The organism is Burkholderia sp. AU44665 (assembly GCF_030504405.1).
GTDB classification, from domain to species: Bacteria; Pseudomonadota; Gammaproteobacteria; order Burkholderiales; family Burkholderiaceae; genus Burkholderia; species Burkholderia semiarida.
Genome location: NZ_JAUJRI010000008.1, coordinates 83,962 through 101,669, shown reverse-complemented (window position 1 = coordinate 101,669; position 17,708 = coordinate 83,962). Strand labels below are relative to the sequence as shown.

Sequence of the window (17,708 nt, the reverse complement as noted above, 5' to 3'; positions counted from 1 at the left end):
AACGTGCTGGTCGGTCGGTTTGATTCTCTTTCTTTGAAGCGATACGTGGGGGCGTCATGCGGTTTTCTCACTTCGTTTCGTCGTGCGCTGTTCTGCTGTACGGCATCTTTGCGACGATGCCGCACGACGTGGCTTATGCGCAGGTTTCGCCGGATTCGACGTCGGTGCCGCGTGCGATTGCGCAGTTGATTGCAAACAAGGCGGGGCAACTTGGGTACACCGGCACGGCGTTGGATGAGATTGTCGTGGCGACGGAACAGGCGATGTCGGCTGCTGCGCAGGCTGAGGCAGCCGTGGCGACAGGTGCATCGTGGCTGTTGGTTGGGCTACATGCCGTTGTAGGGGCGGGGCTAATGGCGATCCCTACATCGTTGGGTAACGATACGTTGACGACGTGGCAAATCAATAAGGACGGGACGGTGACGCTTGCGCACGGATCGGGGGCAACGGTTTCAAGTCCTTATCCGCCGTTGAATCCGGGGGTTGCCGTGTGGTGCTACTACTCGTGGTGCGGTTCCTCTGGCGAGGCCGCTGTACAGTCTTTTTCGCAGTACAACTCGGGTGTCCTTGCTTCACAAGGGCAGTCTGAGCACGTGGTGAGTTGTTCCGCCGGTTCGAGTAGTAATTCAGTAACATGCACTGTTGAAGTCGATCGAGCGTCCGATGGTTTCAGCTATACGCAGGACGGCTTGCTCGCAAACAGAAATGGCACGTATGGCGGCGGGGCATGTGCGAGCGGGATGCTCGATAAGGCCGGCACTTGTACAGCTTACGTGCCGCCGAAGACAACGACGCCGGCCCCGGTGACGGAGTCCTTGCCTCAGGCTATTAGCGGTTTGTCGAGCGACGAATTGAGTCAACCGCTCAACCCTGAGGTTCTCGCGGACATTGTTGATGCGCTTTGGCAGGATGCGTCGCAACAGTCGGGATATCAGGGCATTCCGTATCCGGTTGATAACCCCGTTACTTCATCGGATGCGGGCGCGGTTCAGCAGTCGAATCCTTCGGCATGGCCGACAGTCGGCAGCAGTGCGGCACCGGTTGCCGCACCTTCGGGCGGTGGTAATCCATACGGGATTTCGAGTCCGTCGACGGGTACCGGTACCGGTACCGGGACAGGTACGGGCACCGGCACCGGGACGGGTACGGGCACAGGAACCGGCACCGGAACGGGTACAGGCACCGGTACTGGGACGAGTCCGGGAACAGGAACAGGGACCGGCACCGGCACTGACCCGGGGTCCGGAGGTTCGTCCGGATCGTCCGACACGTCGGACCTGTGTCGATTGAACCCGTCAATTGTCGCGTGTCAGCAGTTGGGCTCTGCGTCGGCTCCGACGTTGCCGTCGAGCAGCGCATCGGTTTCGTTGTCGCCCGTCTCGGTGGGTGGTCCGTCGAATCCGGTCTGTCCCGCACCGGTCAGCGTCGATGTGTTCGGGAGCCAATTGCTGATTCAGTATCAACCCGAGTGCGATTTCATGGTCCGCGTTAGGCCATTTATCGTGGCGATGTGCGGGATCGTCGCGGCGGGGATTTTTGTTGCGGGGCTTCGATCATGACGATTGCCGCGTGGTTAATGTCTTTGGTCGGGCCGATGCTGATTCAGGCGCTGATTGCGCTCGGCGTCGGCGTCTTGACCGTCGCTGGAACCGATGTGGCGTTGAATCAGGCCATCGGATGGATTACGAGCGGCGTCGGTGGGCTGCCGAGCGACATGGCGAATGTGCTGGCGCTCGGCGGCGTTTTTCAAGGCGTCTCGTACATCGTCGGGGCCTTTACTGCGCGCGTGACGATGTTTGGCCTGTCGGCTGCTAAACGGTTCTTCCTGAAATGATTACGCTCATAACGGGGGTGCCCGGTAGCGGCAAGTCGTTGCGGGCCGTGTTCGAAATGTCGCGCGAGGTTAAGGCCGGTCGGCGGCTCATGGTCGATGGCATCAAAGACTTGGCGCTCGATCATGTCATGGTCGATGAGCCGTGGTTGCGCAAGTGGTTCGAGCACGCGCAGGCGCAGGACCTAATCGTCGTCGATGAGGCTCAGCGGATTTGGCCGCCTACGTCCGTGAGCGTGAAGCCGGGCGAGGATATCGAAAAGCTGCATGTGCATCGCCATATGGGCGTCGATTTCATCCTGATCACGCAACACCCACAGCGAATCAATAAGACCGTGCGCGATCTGGTCGGCCGGCATGTGCACGTGCGCAAGCTGTTCGGGCTCAATCGGGCGATGCTTTACGAGTGGGACCATTGCCATAACGTCGCGAGCCTTAAGGACGCGGTAAAGACGGTGTGGGCATATCCGCGCGAGGTGTTCAGGCTATACACAAGCGCCGAGGTCCATACCAAACCAAAGGCGGTCATTCCAAAGTCGCTGTTTCTGATTCCGATTGCTGCTGTCGTCGCGGTCGTCGCGGGATACGCCGGTTTGAAGTCGATTCATAGCGGCTTCGGTGCGACCAATAAATCGGGCGGTCAAGCATCGGCCACCGCCCCGGCACCATTGCCCGCCGCAGGGATACCGAGCGTTTCGTCAGCATCGGATAGTGCCTCGGAAAGTTGGCGAGTGGTCGGCCGCTATGCGTTGGGTAGCCGCGCGTTCGTAGTCCTCGCGAATGAACGCGGTGCGCTGCGGGTCGAGGATTCCGCGCATTTCGTGGGCGAAGGGTTGGCGACGGTCGGGACCGTTGACGGGCAACGCGTCGGGATGTGGTCGGGCAAGCTACGGGGAGCAGAAAAATGATGCGTGCGTTAGGCGTTGCGCTGTTGATGGTTTGCGGTCCTGTTTGGGCGGACGTGCCGGGTTTGCCTCCGTTGCCGCCGTCGCTCGCGTCTGCGCCTATGTCTGCGGTCGCGTTGAAGCCGCTGCCGCCCGTTCGCAATGGAGCGTTCGACCTGCGATTCGTGAACGTCGGTCAAGTGGTCGATCTCGTATATGGCGACGCGCTCAAGGTGCCGCACGTGATTTCGTCGGACGTGCTCGAAGATACCCGGCTCGTGTCGTTTCAGTTCGATAGCAGCAAGGGCGATTTGCACGAGTTCTTTAAGGCGTTCCTCGATTCGCAAGGGTTCGAAGTGGTGACGCGTAACGGCGTGGATTTCGTCGGGAAGAAGCGTGACGCGAGTCCGGCCGAACGCGAGACCTTCGTCTATACGCCGCGCCATCGCAGCGCGGGCTACCTGCTGAAACTCGTGCAGCCGCTTTTCGGGAGTCGGCTTGCGAGTGTCGCGCAAGTACCGCCGTTGCAGTCGGTCGCCGCGGCTGTACCCGTTTCGGCGTCCGGCGTTCCCGCGGCTGTGCCGAGCGCGGCCATGCCGAGTAATGACGGGCCGATGGCAGCGGCCGGTGATCAGCTCGTTTTCGTCGGTGCGCCAAGCGACGTGAAGCAAGTCAAGGCGCTGTTGCCCGAACTGGATACGGTGGTGGGCGAGGTCGTCGTACGGGGATGGGCGTATGAGGTTGACGATACGGACGGGGGGAATACGGGTTTTAGCATCGTCTCCCGGCTGCTCGGCGTGGGGGTGCAAGTCGGCGGGGGTTCGACGGCTATCGATACAACGGCTCTGCAATTCGGCGCGGGCCGACTGAGTTTCGCGATATCGGCGCTGAGTACCGATTCCCGCTTTCATGAGGTGTCGTCGCCGAACGTGCGGTGCGTGTCGGGGCAACAGGTCAAGCTCAATGTCGGACAACGTGTGCCCACAGTGTCAAGCATCAGTTACCAAGGGACGAGCGGCACGCCTGTGCAGTCCATTGAATACCAGGATGCCGGCGTTATCTTCAACGTGACGCCGACCGTGCTTCAAGACACGATCCAGTTGAGCATCGATGAAGAAATTTCCAGCTTTGCGGCGACGACGACGGGCGTGAACGGCTCGCCGACGAAAAGCACCAGGTCACTGCAAACCGTCGCGGCGCTCAAGGATGGCGAGGTGATCGTGCTCGGCGGGCTGATTCAGGATCAAGACAGCGAAACCCATAGCGGGCAGCGTTGGTTGCCGTCGTTCCTGCACGGGCATACGCGTTCGAAGGGACGAACCGAAGTTGTGCTCGTGCTGCAAGTGCAAAAGGTGTAAGTGCCGGCGTGCGGGCGGGGCGTCTAGCGTTAGGAGTGTCCCGCCGTGTTCGAAGCGACGTACCGCCTCGGCGGTTGTGCGAAGTCGGGGCGGCTGCGGCCTCTCAAGGCCCCTCGCGGGACCGAGTAGCGGGTATCGGCGCAGGCCGTGAACGTAGGCAGTGCGGCAATGCCGGGGCACCCCTCATTGCCAAGCCGATTTTCCGGGGCCTCTATCGAGCTATAGGGGCCGGCGTAGGGCGCTCTCGCGAGCCGGCCGATGGTTGTGTAGGGGAACATGCTGGCGGGGCGCGCGCGGGCCTCCCGCGAGCCGCAGGCCGCGAAGGCCGGCGCGCGCAGCGCGCCTAAACTTGTACCTCTAACACTTAACGGAAACGGCCTACGGCAGGGCGCTGGCAGCAAGGCGGAGACAGGCGGCAGTAAAAGAAAAACCCGGCGATCGCGGCAACGATCCCGGGCGGTGGCAAACATCGGATAAAGGGCTATCCAACGTGAGCAACGATATTGTAGTCGATGGTGGGCGTGAGTACGGCGATGGCTTGATGCAGTTTTCGCCGTTCAACGATGAGTACATTGTTCGCACGCGACGCTTCGCGGACGGTCAGCAAGAGGTCGTGTCGTTTGCTGCACGCATCCGACGGCACTTCCAAGAGATCCGGTTACGCCCGAGGGCAGCGCGGGGCAAGCGCGAGAAAGCCGACGGTGAGACTGACGAGCAGGTCACGGTGCGGGCGTCGAAGTCGTTGCAAACGTCGATTGAGCGGTCAAAGCGCATGGTGCGGTTGAGGTGCAAGGCGATCGGCGCCGACCGCATGCTGACGCTCTCAACGCGTGAGAACGAGACGCGCGTCGAGGTTTGGGCGAAGTGGTGGGATGAGTTTCGGCGCCGGTTGAACCGCATCCACGATTTCCATTACGTCGCGGTGCTCGAGCGACAGCAGCGTGGCGCGTGGCATATCCACGTGGCCGTGAGCGGCCGGCAAAACTGGAAACTGCTGCGCTCGATCTGGCTGTCGGTCATCAGCAAGGCGGGCACTGATGGCGCGGTCAATGACAGCACCGGCAACAAGAAATGGCGTGCGCTGGTGCGTCGGATGGGCGGCAAGGGGCGTGCGATGCGCCATCGGATCGCGACGTATATCGCGAAATACATTGGTAAGGACGCGGACGCATCGACGTTCAACAAGAAACGGTATTGGACGAGCCGGGGCATTGTGGTGCCCGAGGTCGAGCCGTATGCGCACCTGGGGCCGGAGTTTGGCGCGAAGGATGCCATTGTCGAGGCGCATCGCGCTGTGCTATCGGCCGGCTCCTCGTGCGATGGGGCGCAGTTTTACTGGAATCAGGGGATAGGTGTTTTCTGGATGGCGACGGGCAACGGGACGTAATGATTTTGAATGCGTCGGTAATGCATTCGAAGTCAACGTAACAGATTGCAACAGTTTGTTGGTAGTGTTTGCTTAAATGGCGGACATTCGTGTTTTTTGTCGGGGTGGGTATGCACGGATTGCTTCCGATTTTAGTGGTCGGTCTGGTTGCGCTTCTTTTTATGGCTGGTGGCGCTAAGAAAGGTGCCAGCGGTCCTAGACGCGACGGTTCTGTGCGTTACATTCGTCGTCGGCTCATGACGGCTCGGGAGTTTCAATTTTTCGGCGCGTTACGGGCGGCGCTTCCTGATGCGGTGATTCATTCGCAGGTGGCTATGGCTGCGCTTATTGATGTTGAGGGGGCGAACCGCTCGGCGCGAAATTCGTTCGACCGAAAGATTTTCGATTTCGTGGTATGTCGCGCGGACGGGGACGTACTGTACGTAATCGAGTTGGATGACAAGTCGCATGCGTCGGGGAGCGCACGTCGTCGTGACTCTGTTAAAGACGATATTGCGGCCGCTGCTGGTTTGCGTGTGGTGCGATATCGGAGTGTTGGCACGGACGCGGCCGTTTTGCGACGTGATTTCGAGTCGCTGGATGCGTTGGCGACGGGTAGCGCGAGGCGTGTCGCCTAGCTATGGTTCAATTGGAATTGTGGGAACGTGAGCCGTTGTCGGGATCTCAGTTGGCGGCGGTGGTCGGCGAGATACGGAATCTGTACTGGCATATTCGCAACACGCGTCGAGGGCTGCATGATGCACGTCGTCGGCGCGTGTATCGTCAAATCGCGGTTCAAAAAAAACGCCTGCTTGAGGCAGGCGTTTCGAGGCGTGAGGTGTTGGACCTGCTAGCTTGTTGCAGGTCGAGGAAATGCCGCGCGAAAGGCTGCCTTGGCTGCACGGATCGCGCGCCCAAGCATAGCCAGAATACTTGACATAATGCTGTTTATCAATTTAAAAGGGTCGAATCCCAAACAAGCCATAGACCTCATCCCCGTCGAGAAGGTATGCATATTGCACCGCAGCCTCGTCTTTCCCGACCAAGACAGGAGAACCGATGAGCGATCCCACCGCAAACTCCGGGACGGCTGCAAAAGCAGTACCGTCCCCACGAGACCCCCATCTTCGCGCGTTGGCGAACTGTATCCGCTTCCTCACCATGGACGCAGTACAGAAAGCCAACAGCGGCCATCCTGGTGCGCCGATGGGGCTGGCCGACGTCGCGACGGTCCTGTTCAAGGAGTTCATGCAATTCGATGCATCGGCGCCCCACTGGATCGATCGCGACCGGTTGATCCTTTCAAACGGGCACGCGTCGATGCTGCTCTACAGCCTTCTCTATCTCACCGGCTATGCCGACATGACCATTGACGAGCTGAAGCGGTTCCGGCAAGTCGGCAGCAAAACGCCGGGGCATCCGGAGTACTCGCACGCCGACGGAATCGAACTGACTACCGGTCCCCTCGGACAAGGCATCGCGGAATCCGTCGGCATGGCGTTGGCCGAGCGCGTGATGAATGCGCACTTCGGCGACGATCTCGTCGATCACTACACATACGTATTTCTCGGTGACGGTTGCCTGATGGAAGGCATCAGCCACGAGGCCATTTCGTTGGCCGGCCACCTCCGGCTGGGCAGACTGATCGCGTTTTGGGACAACAATTCGATTTCGATCGACGGCGCCGCCCGGCTCGCGGTCTCGGACAACGAGATCGAGCGCTTTCACTCGGCGGGATGGCACGTCCTGGAAATCGACGGTCACGACACGGATGCGATCCGGAACGCTATCGCGACCGCCCGCGCAACGCCTGACCGACCGACCCTGATCGCATGCAAGACGATCATCGGGTTCGGCTTTCCGACGAAGGCTGGAACCGAGAAAGCCCATAGCGATGCGCCGGGCGAGGATGAAATCGCGGGCGCACGCCAGGCCCTCGATTGGCATTCGCCGCCGTTTGAAATCCCGGATGACTTGCTGAAAGCATGGCGGCAGATCGGCGCGCGCGGCCGCAAGACGAGACTCGCGTGGGACGAGCGTGTCCGCGCGGCGCCGCAGGCGCTACGCACCGAATTCGACCGGCGCAATGCCGGAAAGCTTCCGGATAACTGGCAGGCGGCGATCGCGGCGGCACGGCAGGCATTTATTGCCAGTGGCAGTGCAATGGCCACCCGCAAGGCCAGCGGTGCGGTGCTCGATCATCTCGTCGACGCGATTCCGGAATTGCTGGGCGGCTCCGCGGATCTGACGCAGTCCAACAATACGAGGACGAAGAACCAGATCGCGATCGAGCCCGGCCGGTTCATAGGTTCATACCTCCACTACGGCGTGCGCGAACACGGCATGGCCGCGGCCATGAACGGCATCGCGCTTCATGGAGGCCTCATTCCGTACGGTGGCACCTTCCTGTGTTTTTCGGACTACTGCCGTCCGGCGATCCGGTTGAGCGCGATGATGCGGGTGCGATCCATCTTCGTGATGACGCACGATTCCATCGGTCTCGGAGAAGATGGCCCGACTCATCAACCCGTCGAACACCTTGCCGCCCTTCGGGCCATTCCCCAACTCGCCGTCTACCGGCCGGCCGATCCGGTCGAAACGGCAGAGTGTTGGGAGCTGATTCTCGAACAGCCCCGCCGGGCTGCACTACTCGCATTGTCGCGCCAGCCGGTGCCGCTTCTGCGCAACGAGCCTGGAAACGAAAACAAGTCGGCGCGGGGCGCCTATATCTTGCGGGAGGCCGATGGCGGGCCGCGCCGACTCACGCTGCTCGCGACAGGTTCGGAGGTCGACCTCGCCGTCCAGGCCCGCGACATCCTGCAACAGGAAGGAGTGCCGACAGCCGTTGTATCGATGCCGTGCCGCCTGCTCTTCGAGGAACAGCCACGCGATTATCAACGGGCCGTGCTCGGCACGTCCCCTGCGAGAGTCGCGGTCGAGGCGGCCGTCGAACTGGGATGGGAGCGGTACATCGGTCCGCAAGGCCGGTTCGTCGGAATGCACAGCTTTGGCGAGTCCGGGAAAATCAAGGACGTGTACGACAAGTTCGACATTACGGTCGACGCGGTTGTTCGCGCGGCGCATCAGACGTTATCCGAAGCGTGACATTGCCGCGATCCGCCTGAGATGCGATGACTTCGCAGGGCGCGTAGACATGCCTGGAGAAGTGGGCGGCCTCCATTTTCGGTGGATTCTCGCGTAGCGTTAGAATAGCGCCCCTTCTCATGGGAGACGACAATGTCCTGGTTCGTTTATGAAGTTCCCGAGTACCACGAAGACGCCGCGCGCATCGAACCCTTCAGCGACCTGCGTAGCCGCGTGCTGAAAGTCGGCGGCCCGGCCATGGCAGACGACCTGGAAAGCGTTCGCGAAAACGCCGCGGCGACGGCGGACACGCCGGAGCGCCCGCTGCGTACGCCGGAAAATCCGCAGGTCTTTCCGATTCCTTACGCCGACTCGATGATCCTGGTCGGATTTATCTTCGATCTGAAACGCGAATTCCGGCAACTGGTCGTGTCGCCCGTGGAAATGCCCTGGCTGAAAGACGCGTAAAGCGTGGCTCGGGCGTGATGTCGTACACGGCGATTCGTTCACGGATCGTCGTGACGATACTGTCCGGATCGGCACGCGCGCAGGCCGGTGCGCGCCGTTCGTACGCTAGAAGCGATGCCGCAGCCCTGCCAGCACCGCGATCTGACTGCCGCGTCCACGTACGAGCTTTATCTGCACTGGCATCCGCGCTTTCATCACGAGCCGGCCAACCGCTGGATCCGCGACGCGATGAGCGAACTCGTCAAGGGGCCGATGCAGCACGCGCCGTTGCCGAATACGAAGCGGATGCGGACGACGGGGGCGCAATAGCCCGCGCGGTGGCGGCGTGCCAGGGTGATCGCCGTGCGGCTCGCGCCGCGTGGCCGGAAAGGAGCAGGCGCGACCCGACCTCCACGATGGACGTAATCGCCGGCAGCAGTCCCTGGCCCAGCGGCGTCAATTTTCGGCGACAACGAATGGGGCCGTACCGCTCGGGTCGGGATCCGCATGCGCGTGGCCCGCGCCTTGCTCACTGCTAGGTGCGCAACATTCCCCGTTGCGACAAGGAGCGCAAAATGACACGTCAACAGCAACAGCCGGACAAACAGGACGGCGACGCGAAACCTGCCCAGAAACCCGACGACGGGCAGTCGACCTTCGAAACCGATATTTCCGAAACCGGCGACGACGGTACCACGGTGCGTCAGGCCGAGGTTCGCGAGGACGACCTCTCCGAAGTGAAGCCGCCGTCGGGCCCGGCGCGTTGAGCGCACGAAACCGGCGCGACGGCGTAGCCACGCCGCCGCGTCCATTCGCATGCGTTGCAAATTCCGCCTTTTCTTCCTCTCCGTGCCCGCTCTCTCCACCAGCCGCCAATGCGCGGCAGCGAGCCGGCTACGCGCCACGTGACCGACTACATGCGGATCGCGTGCGCTTACCTCTTGAAATTCGCGCGACGCATCCTATTTTAGGTATCGCTCAAGGCAGTCGCGGTTTACGCGCTGCGTGTTTCGATTTGTTAGTCAGCGACCCTCATCGCGGATGGACGAACTGGAGCGCGTGGTCCGGTTCATCCCCCGCAGGGGTACAACAGGAGCGAGTCATGAGCGATATCTTCTTCCCCTCCGATCTGCTGGCGGAATTCGACCGCCTGCAACGGCAGATGGCCGGCATGTTCACGGGTTTTCCGGCCAGCCTGCGCGCCCCGCGGCCCGGTGCGTTTCCACCGGTCAATATCGGCAGCACCGACGATACGGTCGAGATCGTCGCGTTCGCGCCGGGTCTCGACCCCGCGAAGATCGACATCTCGGTCGATCGCCGGCTGCTGACGATCAGCGGCGAGCGCACGCCCCCGGACGGCGCCACGGCCGACGACGAGCGGCGCGTCTACGCGAACGAGCGGTTCATGGGCGCGTTCCGCCGCGTGGTCGAACTCCCGCCGCATGCGGACCCCGACAAGATCGAGGCCCGCTATACGAACGGCTGCCTGACGATCACCGTCGGCAAGTCGGAAGCATCGAAGCCGCGGGCGATTACCGTCCAGTAAACAACAGCGCAACGTCACGAACGCATGACGGAGGACATCATGAGTGACACCAACACGACTGAATTGACGACCCGTTCGGCCGATACCGGGACGGCCGTGGCGAGCCGCGAACCGGCTCGGCGCGACACGCCGCGCACGCGGATTGCGCCAGCCGTCGACATCGTCGAGGATACGCACGGCATCACGTTGTACGCTGACTTGCCGGGCGTGCCGCGCGAAAAGCTCGACGTCCGCGTGCATGACGGCAGCCTTGCGATCGAAGCGGAGGCCGTCATTCCGACGCCACCGGGGCTGCGCCTGCAGCACGGCGAAGTGCAGCATCCGCACTTCTCGCGCGCCTTTACGCTCAGCCCGGACTTCGACGTGTCGCGCATCGACGCGCAACTGCGCGACGGCGTGCTGAAACTGAGCATCCCGCGGCGCGAAGAAGCGAAGCCGCGGCGCATCCAGGTGACGGCGGCATAAGCGGACGCGCCGGCCGCGTTTCATCGACCGGCGCGACCCGCGACGCTTGCCGGCATCCCGCGCTTGCGCTTGCGGCATGAAGTGCTGGCGCCCCGCTTTCGCGGCGGCGCCAGCGCGTCGTCACACCTGTCGAATTTTCCTGCAGGAGGCACCCGATGCATACCAACAGGACGCTCGAACATGGCGGATATGAGGTCCGGGCCGTGGTGACCGACACGGAGACGGGCCGCTACTCGGCGGCGGCGATCCTCACGGATCGCGACGGGGAAACCCGGACGCTCGGCGTCGACGGCGACTTCGCCGATACCCGCGAAGCATGCGACCAGGCGCTCGAACTCGCGGTCGCGTGGATCCAGCGACGGTCCGTCGTGTCGGACCGGTATGTCAGACGTAATCGAGCCGGGTCAAGCAGCGATTCGGATCGCGAACGGCGCACGCGACGCCAGGACGGTCGGCCCATCATCCGAGCCACGACCTGATAGTCGCTCGCATCGCGCCGACCGAGATCCCGTACCGCTCGTGCAACGTCGGCAACGCGCCCGCCGCGAGATACGCATCCGGCAGGGCGATCTGCCGAAACGGCACTGTAACGCCGGCCCCGAGCAGCGTGGTCGCCACCGCTTCGCCAAGCCCGCCGATCGCCGTATGGTTCTCCGCGACGATGACCATGCGCCCTTTGCGCGCGGCCTCGCGGAGGATGGTCGCCGTGTCGAGCGGCTTGATCGTCGGTACGTGCAGCACGGCGACGTCGACGCGGTCGGCTTCGAGCGCCTTCGCGACCTCGAGCGCACGCATCGTCATGATGCCGGACGAGATCATCAGAACGTCGTTGCCGTCGCGCAGCAGCTTGGCCTTGCCGAGTTCGAAACGGTAATCGTATTCGTCGAGCACGGCCGGCACGTTGCCGCGCAGCAGACGGGCATACACCGGCCCGTTGTGCGCGGCGATGGCCGGCACCATCTGCTCGATGTCCAGCGCGTCGCACGGATCGATCACGGTCATGTTCGGCATCGCGCGCATCAGCGCGAGATCCTCGGCGGCCTGGTGGCTCGGCCCGTAGCCGGTCGTGAGCCCCGGCAGCGCGCAGACGAGCTTCACATCGAGATTGTCCTCGGCAATCGCCTGATGAATGAAGTCGTACGCGCGGCGCGTTGCAAACACCGCATAGGTCGTGACGAACGGCTGCGCGCCTTCGTGCGCAAATCCCGCCGCGGCGCCCATCAGCAATTGCTCCGCCATGCCCATCTGGTAGTAACGCTCGGGAAATGCCTTCGCGAAGACGTGCAGGTCGGTGTACTTGCCGAGATCGGCCGTCATGCCGATCACGTTGCCGTTCGTGCGTGCGAGTTCGGTCAGCGCATGGCCGAACGGCGCGGCGCGGGTCGCCTGCCCTTCCGCCGCGATGGAGGCGATCATCGCCGAGGTCTTCAGGCGCGGCTTGTTGTCGACGGTGCTCATGCGTGTCTCCCTGCTTCGAGTGCATCGAGCGCGAGTTGCCACTCGTGCGCATCGACCCGGATGAAATGGCTCTTCTCGCGTGCTTCGAGGAACGGCACGCCGCACCCCATCCTCGTGTCGCAGACGATGATGCGCGGCTGCGGCGCGTGATGCCGGCGCGCGTGGCCGAACGCGCGCTTGACCGCATCGATGTCGTTGCCGTCCACGCGTTGCACGTACCAGCCGAACGCCTCCAGCTTGTCGACCAGCGGCTCGAACGCCATGACCTGGGTCGACGGGCCGTCGGCCTGCTGGTTGTTCACGTCGACGATCGCGATCAGGTTGTCGAGCTTCCAGTGCGCGGCCGACATCAGCCCTTCCCAGATCGCGCCTTCGTCGAGCTCGCCGTCCGAGAACAACGTATAGACGAACGCATCCGAGCCGTTGCGCTTCAGGCCGAGACAACGGCCGACCGCGATCGTCAGCCCCTGCCCGAGCGAGCCGCCGGACATTTCCATGCCGGGCGTGTAGCTCGCCATGCCGGACATCGGCAGGCGACTGTCGTCGCTGCCATAGGTTTCGAGTTCAGCGGCCGGCAGGATGCCAGCTTCGAACAGCGCCGCGTACAGCGCGATCGCGTAGTGCCCGTTCGACAGCAGGAAGCGGTCGCGCCCTTCCCATTCGGGATCGTCGGCGCGATAGCGCATCGCGCCGAAATACGCGACGGCCAGCACGTCGGCGATGTCGAGCGCCTGGCCGACATAGCCCTGCCCCTGCACTTCGCCCATCAGCACGGCATTTCTTCGGATGCGGTACGCGCGCTCGGCGAGCGTGACCGGTTCATGAATGGTTTCGGTATCCATCGATATCTCCATGTGGGAAGGAATACGAATCGAATCAGCGGTTGACGGATCGGGGCACGAGGAACACCAGCAGCGCGCCGGCCGTGATCGCGATGGAGATGAACACGAGTCCCGCGGTCGACTTGCCGGTCAGGTCGTTCAGCCAGCCGACGATCGCCGGCGAGAAGAAACCCGCGAGGTTGGCAAAGCAGTTGACCGCGGCGATGCCGGCTGCCGCCGACATCCCGCCCAGCAATGCGGTGGGCAGCGACCAGAACTGCGACGACGACGCGAGGATGCCGGCGGACGCGATACTCAGGCATACGATCGACGCGCCGACGCTACCGAGCATCGGCAACGTCGCAAAGCCCGCCGCCGCGACCAGCATCGGCACCGCGAGGTGGAAACGGCGCTCGCGGCGGCGATCCGCGCTGATGCCGATCAGCGGCAGCGCGACGATCGCGCAGGCATACGGAATCGCGGTCAGCAGGCCGACCCACAGCGGATCAGCCACGCCGGCCTTGCGGATGATCGTCGGCAGCCAGAACGTGAGGCCGTATTGCCCGAGCACGACGCAGAAGTAGATCGCCGCCATCAGCCAGAGGCGACGGTCCGCGACGAACGTACGGATCGATGCATGGGCGGTGGTGTGCGCGGCGTCGGCCGATACGTTGCGTGCGAGCAAGGCCTTTTCGGCGTCGGTCAGCCATGTCGCGCCGGCGATGCCGTCGTCGAGATACAGCAGGATCGCGAAGCCCAGCACGAACGACGGCAGTGCCTCGAGCAGGAACAACCACTTCCAGCCGGCCAGCGACATCGCGCCGTGCAGCGCATGCATGATCGCGCCCGACAGCGGCCCGCCGACGATCCCGGCGAGCGGAATCGCCATGAAGAACAGCGACAGCGCCTTCGCGCGCCGCGCGGACGGGAACCAGTACGTGAGGTACAGGATCACGCCCGGCGCAAAGCCCGCTTCGGCGACGCCGAGCAGAAACCGCAGCGCGTAGAACGCGGTGGGCGACTTGACGAACACGAAGCTCGCCGAGATCACCGCCCACGTCAGCATGATGCGCGCGAGCCAGCGGCGCGCGCCGACGCGATGCAGGATCAGGTTGCTCGGCACCTCGAACACGAAATAGCCGAGGAAGAAGATGCCCGCGCCCATGCCGTAGACGGCCTCGCTGAAACGCAGGTCGTTGAGCATCTGCAGTTTCGCGAACCCGACGTTGACGCGGTCGAGATACGCGCCGAGGTAGCACAACATCAGGAACGGGATCAGCCTGCGCGCCACCTTCGCGTACGTGGCGGTCTCGAAGGTCTGCGCGTCGTCCCGTTGCAGCGTCTCGCCCTGAACCGGCGGCGCGGGGTACTTTGCTCTCATGTCTGTCTCCTGCCATGGCCCCGGGTTGTCCCGGGTGCATGATGGTCGGCGCCGCTTATCGGGCGACGCCGTTCTCAGTGAATCAGCATCCCGCCATTGACGTCGAGCGTGACGCCCGTCAGGTAGCTCGACAGGTCGCTCAGCAGGAACAGGCACGCATTGGCGACATCGGCGGCATCGCCGAGCCGGCCGAGCGGAATGCCCTTGATGATGTCCTCGCGCATGTCGGGCGTCAGCTTGTCGCCGGTGATGTCGGTCTGGATCAGGCCGGGCGCGATCGAATTGACGCGGATCCGGTCGGCGCCGAATTCGCGCGCCATCGCCTTCGCGAGGCCGAGCACGCCGGCCTTGGCGGCGCTGTAGTGCGGCCCGCCGAAAATGCCGCCGCCGCGTTGCGCGGAGACCGACGACATGCAGACGATGCTGCCGCCGCGCTGCGCCTTCATCGCGGGCAGCACCGCTTGCGACATGTACAGCGTGCCGCGCAGGTTCACGTCGACGATCGCATCGAAGTCGCGCGCCGAGATATCCAGCGTGCGCACGGGCTGCGTGATGCCGGCGTTGTTCACGAGGCCGTCGATGCGGCCGAAGTGCTCCAGCGCCGCGGTGGCGGCCGCCACGCATGCGTCGCGGTCGGTGACGTCGCATGCGAGGCCGAGATGGTCGCGGCCGAGTTCGGCGGCGGCCGCTTCCGCGTCTTCGCGGCGAAGGTCGAGGATCGCCACGCGTGCGCCCTGCGCGGCCAGCGCGCGGGCCGTGGCCTTGCCGATACCGCGTGGCGACGCGGCGCCGGTCACGATGATGGCCTGGTTGTCGAGCAACATCGCTTGTCTCCTGTGTTGATGTGTTGTCCGGAGTGTCGGCTCACCGGGCACCCGCATCAACGCGGAAACGTTCAGCCATAGTTGAGAAAATTTCAGATATCGGCCGGCTGCCGGTGCTGCACCGCAATATCGGGGGCGGGCCGCCGGACGTGTCGTTCAATCCGCCCGCTCGTGAGCGGCGACCTCCCGCTCGATCCAGGCGAGGAAGCGCTTCACGCGCGGCAGTTCCGCGTTCTGCCGCGGGTACACGAGATGATGCGCGCCGACTTCGACCGCGTGGGCCGCGCCGAAGACCGGCACCAGCAGCCCTTCGCGGATCTTCACCGACGCGAGCATCAGGCTTTCGAGCGCGATGCCGAGGCCGAGCGCGGCGGTTTCGAGCGACATGTATGAACGGTCGAACGAAAAATCGAAGGTCTTCTGGGCCGCAAGCGGGACGCCGGTCCGCCCGAACCACTGTTTCCACTGGACCAGCGGCGTTTCGGAATAGATCAGACGATGCGCGAGCAGGTCTTCCGGCGCGTTCACCGAATGCCGTTCGAGATAGCGCGGCGACGCGAGCGGCGCGATGAATTCGCCGCGCACGGTCCGGACCTCGAGATTGTCCCAGTTGCCGTAGCCGTGCCGGACGTCGATGTCGTAGAAGCCATTCGAGAACGACACGTTTTCGTATGAGCACGCGAGGTTCAGCTGGATATCGCCGTTCGCCTCCTGGAACGACGACAGTCGCGGCAGCAGCCACATCAGCCCGAAGCTCGGGCTCGAATGCACGCGCAGGATATCGACTTCCGTGCGGCTCGACGCGCGCTCGGTCGCGCGGCTCAGGTCGGCCAGCGAGCCGGTGACGTCGGCCAGATAGCGCTCGCCGGTCGGCGTGAGGACGAGGCCGCGCCCGGCGCGCTGAAACAGCGGCTGACCGATCTGCGATTCGAGGTTGCTGAGCTGATGGCTCACGGCGGACGCGGTCAGGCCGAGCTCTTCCGCCGCGCGGTTGACGCTTTTGGTCCGGGCGACGCTTTCGAACGCGATGATGGCCTTGAGCGGTGGAATGCGCATGCTGGAATCCGTTGAAGAGAGCGGCTCGCCCGAGTGGCCGGCGCCGCGCCGAAGCATTGCCCGGCCAAAAGCGATACGGTACATCAGGAAGCGGCGCGGAACGATCGATTCGCGGCGCGGCCCTCGGCATCGTGGCCGGCCCGGCGGCACCCCACGCCGCGCGATCGCCGCCGCACGGGCGACGCCGCACGCATGATGCCGGCGGAATCATGCAAAATGCTGCGCATCCTGAGTGGCGGAGATTCACCCGTGAGCATCAACTTCGATTTGACGGACTTGCAGGCGTTTCGCGCGGTGGTGGAAACGGGCAGTTTCCGCAAGGCCGCCGATACGGTCAACCTTTCCCAGCCTGCGTTGAGCCGCCGGATCGACAAGCTCGAAGACGCGCTCGGCGTGCGACTCTTCGAGCGCACCACGCGCCGCGTCGCGCTCACCACCGTCGGCCGCGTGTTCGCGCAGAGCGCCGAACAACTGCTCGACGATCTCGACGCCGCGCTGCTCGGCATCCGCGACGTGTCGTCGAGCCGCCTGGGCCATGTGACGATCGCCTGCGTGCCGTCGGTCGCCTACTACTTCCTGCCGCCCATCATCGCCCGCTATCATCAGCGCTTTCCGCGCATCCGGGTGAAACTGCTCGACGCCGGCGCGAACGACGTGCTCGGCGCCGTCATCAGCGGCGAGGCGGATTTCGGCGTGAGCTTCCTCGGCAGCCAGGAGGCCGAGATCGAGTTCAAGGTGTTGCTCCAGGAACGGTTCGTCGCCGCCTGTCGTCGCGACCACCCGCTCGCGCGCCGGAAGCGCGTGACCTGGAGCGAACTCTACGAGCACGATTACGTGTCGGTGGACAAGACTTCCGGTAACCGCCTGCTGCTCGACCAGGCGCTGGCGGCCGTCGCGCCGCGTAAGCCGAGCGTGTGCGAGGCGCGCCACGTCACGACCCTGCTCGGCCTGATCGAGGCGGGGCTCGGTGTCGCCGCGGTGCCGTCGATGGCGATGCCGGGGCATGACCACCCTGTCCTCACGAGCGTGCCGCTCGTCGAGCCGGCCGTGAAACGGCGCGTGGGCATCGTCAAACGGCGCGGGCGCTCGCTGACGCCGGCCGCCGAGGCGTTTCACCGGATGATCGTCGACGCGAAGCGCGCCGCCGCCGCCGGCAACGGCACATCGGCATGACGACGACGGCACGC

18 protein-coding genes and 1 pseudogene are annotated in these 17,708 nt (G+C 63.9%); 14 read left to right on the top strand and 5 right to left on the bottom strand.

Annotated features, from left to right (window positions below):
- Positions 1 to 56 precede the first annotated feature (56 nt).
- The 13 genes and pseudogenes from QZM15_RS18415 to QZM15_RS18355 form a co-directional block, all read left to right on the top strand.
- Positions 57 to 1,559, top strand: coding sequence for a virulence factor TspB C-terminal domain-related protein (locus QZM15_RS18415; protein WP_302106975.1), 1,503 nt, complete (start codon positions 57 to 59; stop codon positions 1,557 to 1,559).
- Complete coding sequence (locus QZM15_RS18410) at positions 1,556 to 1,834, top strand: DUF2523 family protein (RefSeq protein ID WP_059608835.1); 279 nt, start codon at positions 1,556 to 1,558, stop codon at positions 1,832 to 1,834. The genes QZM15_RS18415 and QZM15_RS18410 overlap by 4 nt, the downstream gene beginning before the upstream one ends.
- On the top strand, positions 1,831 to 2,739 hold the full coding sequence (locus tag QZM15_RS18405; protein ID WP_059608836.1) for a zonular occludens toxin domain-containing protein: 909 nt from the start codon (positions 1,831 to 1,833) through the stop codon (positions 2,737 to 2,739). The genes QZM15_RS18410 and QZM15_RS18405 overlap by 4 nt, the downstream gene beginning before the upstream one ends.
- Positions 2,736 to 4,073, top strand: coding sequence for a type II secretion system protein GspD (locus tag QZM15_RS18400; RefSeq protein WP_155751264.1), 1,338 nt, complete (start codon positions 2,736 to 2,738; stop codon positions 4,071 to 4,073). The genes QZM15_RS18405 and QZM15_RS18400 overlap by 4 nt, the downstream gene beginning before the upstream one ends.
- 541 nt (positions 4,074 to 4,614) lie before the next feature.
- The gene (locus QZM15_RS18395) at positions 4,615 to 5,460 is read left to right on the top strand and encodes a hypothetical protein (RefSeq protein WP_302107066.1); all 846 of its coding nucleotides are present in this window, start codon (positions 4,615 to 4,617) and stop codon (positions 5,458 to 5,460) included.
- A 110-nt stretch (positions 5,461 to 5,570) separates the two neighbouring features.
- On the top strand, positions 5,571 to 6,077 hold the full coding sequence (locus QZM15_RS18390; RefSeq protein ID WP_302106974.1) for a DUF2726 domain-containing protein: 507 nt from the start codon (positions 5,571 to 5,573) through the stop codon (positions 6,075 to 6,077).
- Positions 6,078 to 6,498: 421 nt separating this feature from the next.
- Entirely contained in the window at positions 6,499 to 8,544 is a 2,046-nt protein-coding gene (gene tkt, locus QZM15_RS18385) for a transketolase (RefSeq protein WP_302106973.1), read from the top strand.
- Between the two features lie 132 nt (positions 8,545 to 8,676).
- On the top strand, positions 8,677 to 8,991 hold the full coding sequence (locus QZM15_RS18380; protein WP_060967021.1) for a hypothetical protein: 315 nt from the start codon (positions 8,677 to 8,679) through the stop codon (positions 8,989 to 8,991).
- Between the two features lie 114 nt (positions 8,992 to 9,105).
- Positions 9,106 to 9,300 (top strand): hypothetical protein, encoded by a 195-nt coding sequence (locus QZM15_RS18375; RefSeq protein WP_302106972.1) that lies wholly within the window; start codon positions 9,106 to 9,108, stop codon positions 9,298 to 9,300.
- 245 nt (positions 9,301 to 9,545) lie between these two features.
- Positions 9,546 to 9,737, top strand: a complete 192-nt coding sequence (locus QZM15_RS18370; protein ID WP_059637432.1) for a hypothetical protein — start codon at positions 9,546 to 9,548, stop codon at positions 9,735 to 9,737.
- A gap of 335 nt (positions 9,738 to 10,072) precedes the next feature.
- On the top strand, positions 10,073 to 10,516 hold the full coding sequence (locus QZM15_RS18365; protein WP_059577984.1) for an Hsp20/alpha crystallin family protein: 444 nt from the start codon (positions 10,073 to 10,075) through the stop codon (positions 10,514 to 10,516).
- A gap of 39 nt (positions 10,517 to 10,555) precedes the next feature.
- Positions 10,556 to 10,981 carry an Hsp20/alpha crystallin family protein gene (locus tag QZM15_RS18360; protein ID WP_226289135.1) on the top strand — a complete coding sequence of 142 codons (426 nt, stop codon included), beginning with the start codon at positions 10,556 to 10,558 and terminating at the stop codon, positions 10,979 to 10,981.
- Positions 10,982 to 11,136: 155 nt separating this feature from the next.
- Positions 11,137 to 11,373, top strand: a pseudogene (locus QZM15_RS18355) (hypothetical protein); the annotation flags it as partial.
- Positions 11,374 to 11,440: 67 nt separating this feature from the next.
- Here the strand turns inward: QZM15_RS18355 and QZM15_RS18350 are convergent.
- From QZM15_RS18350 to QZM15_RS18330, 5 genes are all read right to left on the bottom strand, one after another.
- Positions 11,441 to 12,439 carry a transketolase family protein gene (locus QZM15_RS18350; protein ID WP_302106971.1) on the bottom strand — a complete coding sequence of 333 codons (999 nt, stop codon included), beginning with the start codon at positions 12,437 to 12,439 and terminating at the stop codon, positions 11,441 to 11,443.
- Positions 12,436 to 13,281: a transketolase gene (locus QZM15_RS18345; RefSeq protein WP_302106970.1), complete on the bottom strand. Its 846-nt coding sequence runs from the start codon at positions 13,279 to 13,281 to the stop codon at positions 12,436 to 12,438. The genes QZM15_RS18350 and QZM15_RS18345 overlap by 4 nt, the downstream gene beginning before the upstream one ends.
- Before the next feature lie 34 nt (positions 13,282 to 13,315).
- Entirely contained in the window at positions 13,316 to 14,641 is a 1,326-nt protein-coding gene (locus QZM15_RS18340) for an MFS transporter (protein ID WP_302106969.1), read from the bottom strand.
- Positions 14,642 to 14,715: 74 nt separating this feature from the next.
- Positions 14,716 to 15,465 carry an SDR family NAD(P)-dependent oxidoreductase gene (locus QZM15_RS18335; protein ID WP_302106968.1) on the bottom strand — a complete coding sequence of 250 codons (750 nt, stop codon included), beginning with the start codon at positions 15,463 to 15,465 and terminating at the stop codon, positions 14,716 to 14,718.
- 156 nt (positions 15,466 to 15,621) lie between these two features.
- Entirely contained in the window at positions 15,622 to 16,521 is a 900-nt protein-coding gene (locus QZM15_RS18330) for a LysR substrate-binding domain-containing protein (protein WP_104013333.1), read from the bottom strand.
- 249 nt (positions 16,522 to 16,770) lie between these two features.
- On the opposite strand from QZM15_RS18330, the gene QZM15_RS18325 reads away from it, so the two are divergent.
- Positions 16,771 to 17,694 (top strand): LysR family transcriptional regulator, encoded by a 924-nt coding sequence (locus QZM15_RS18325; protein ID WP_302107065.1) that lies wholly within the window; start codon positions 16,771 to 16,773, stop codon positions 17,692 to 17,694.
- Positions 17,695 to 17,708 lie beyond the last annotated feature (14 nt).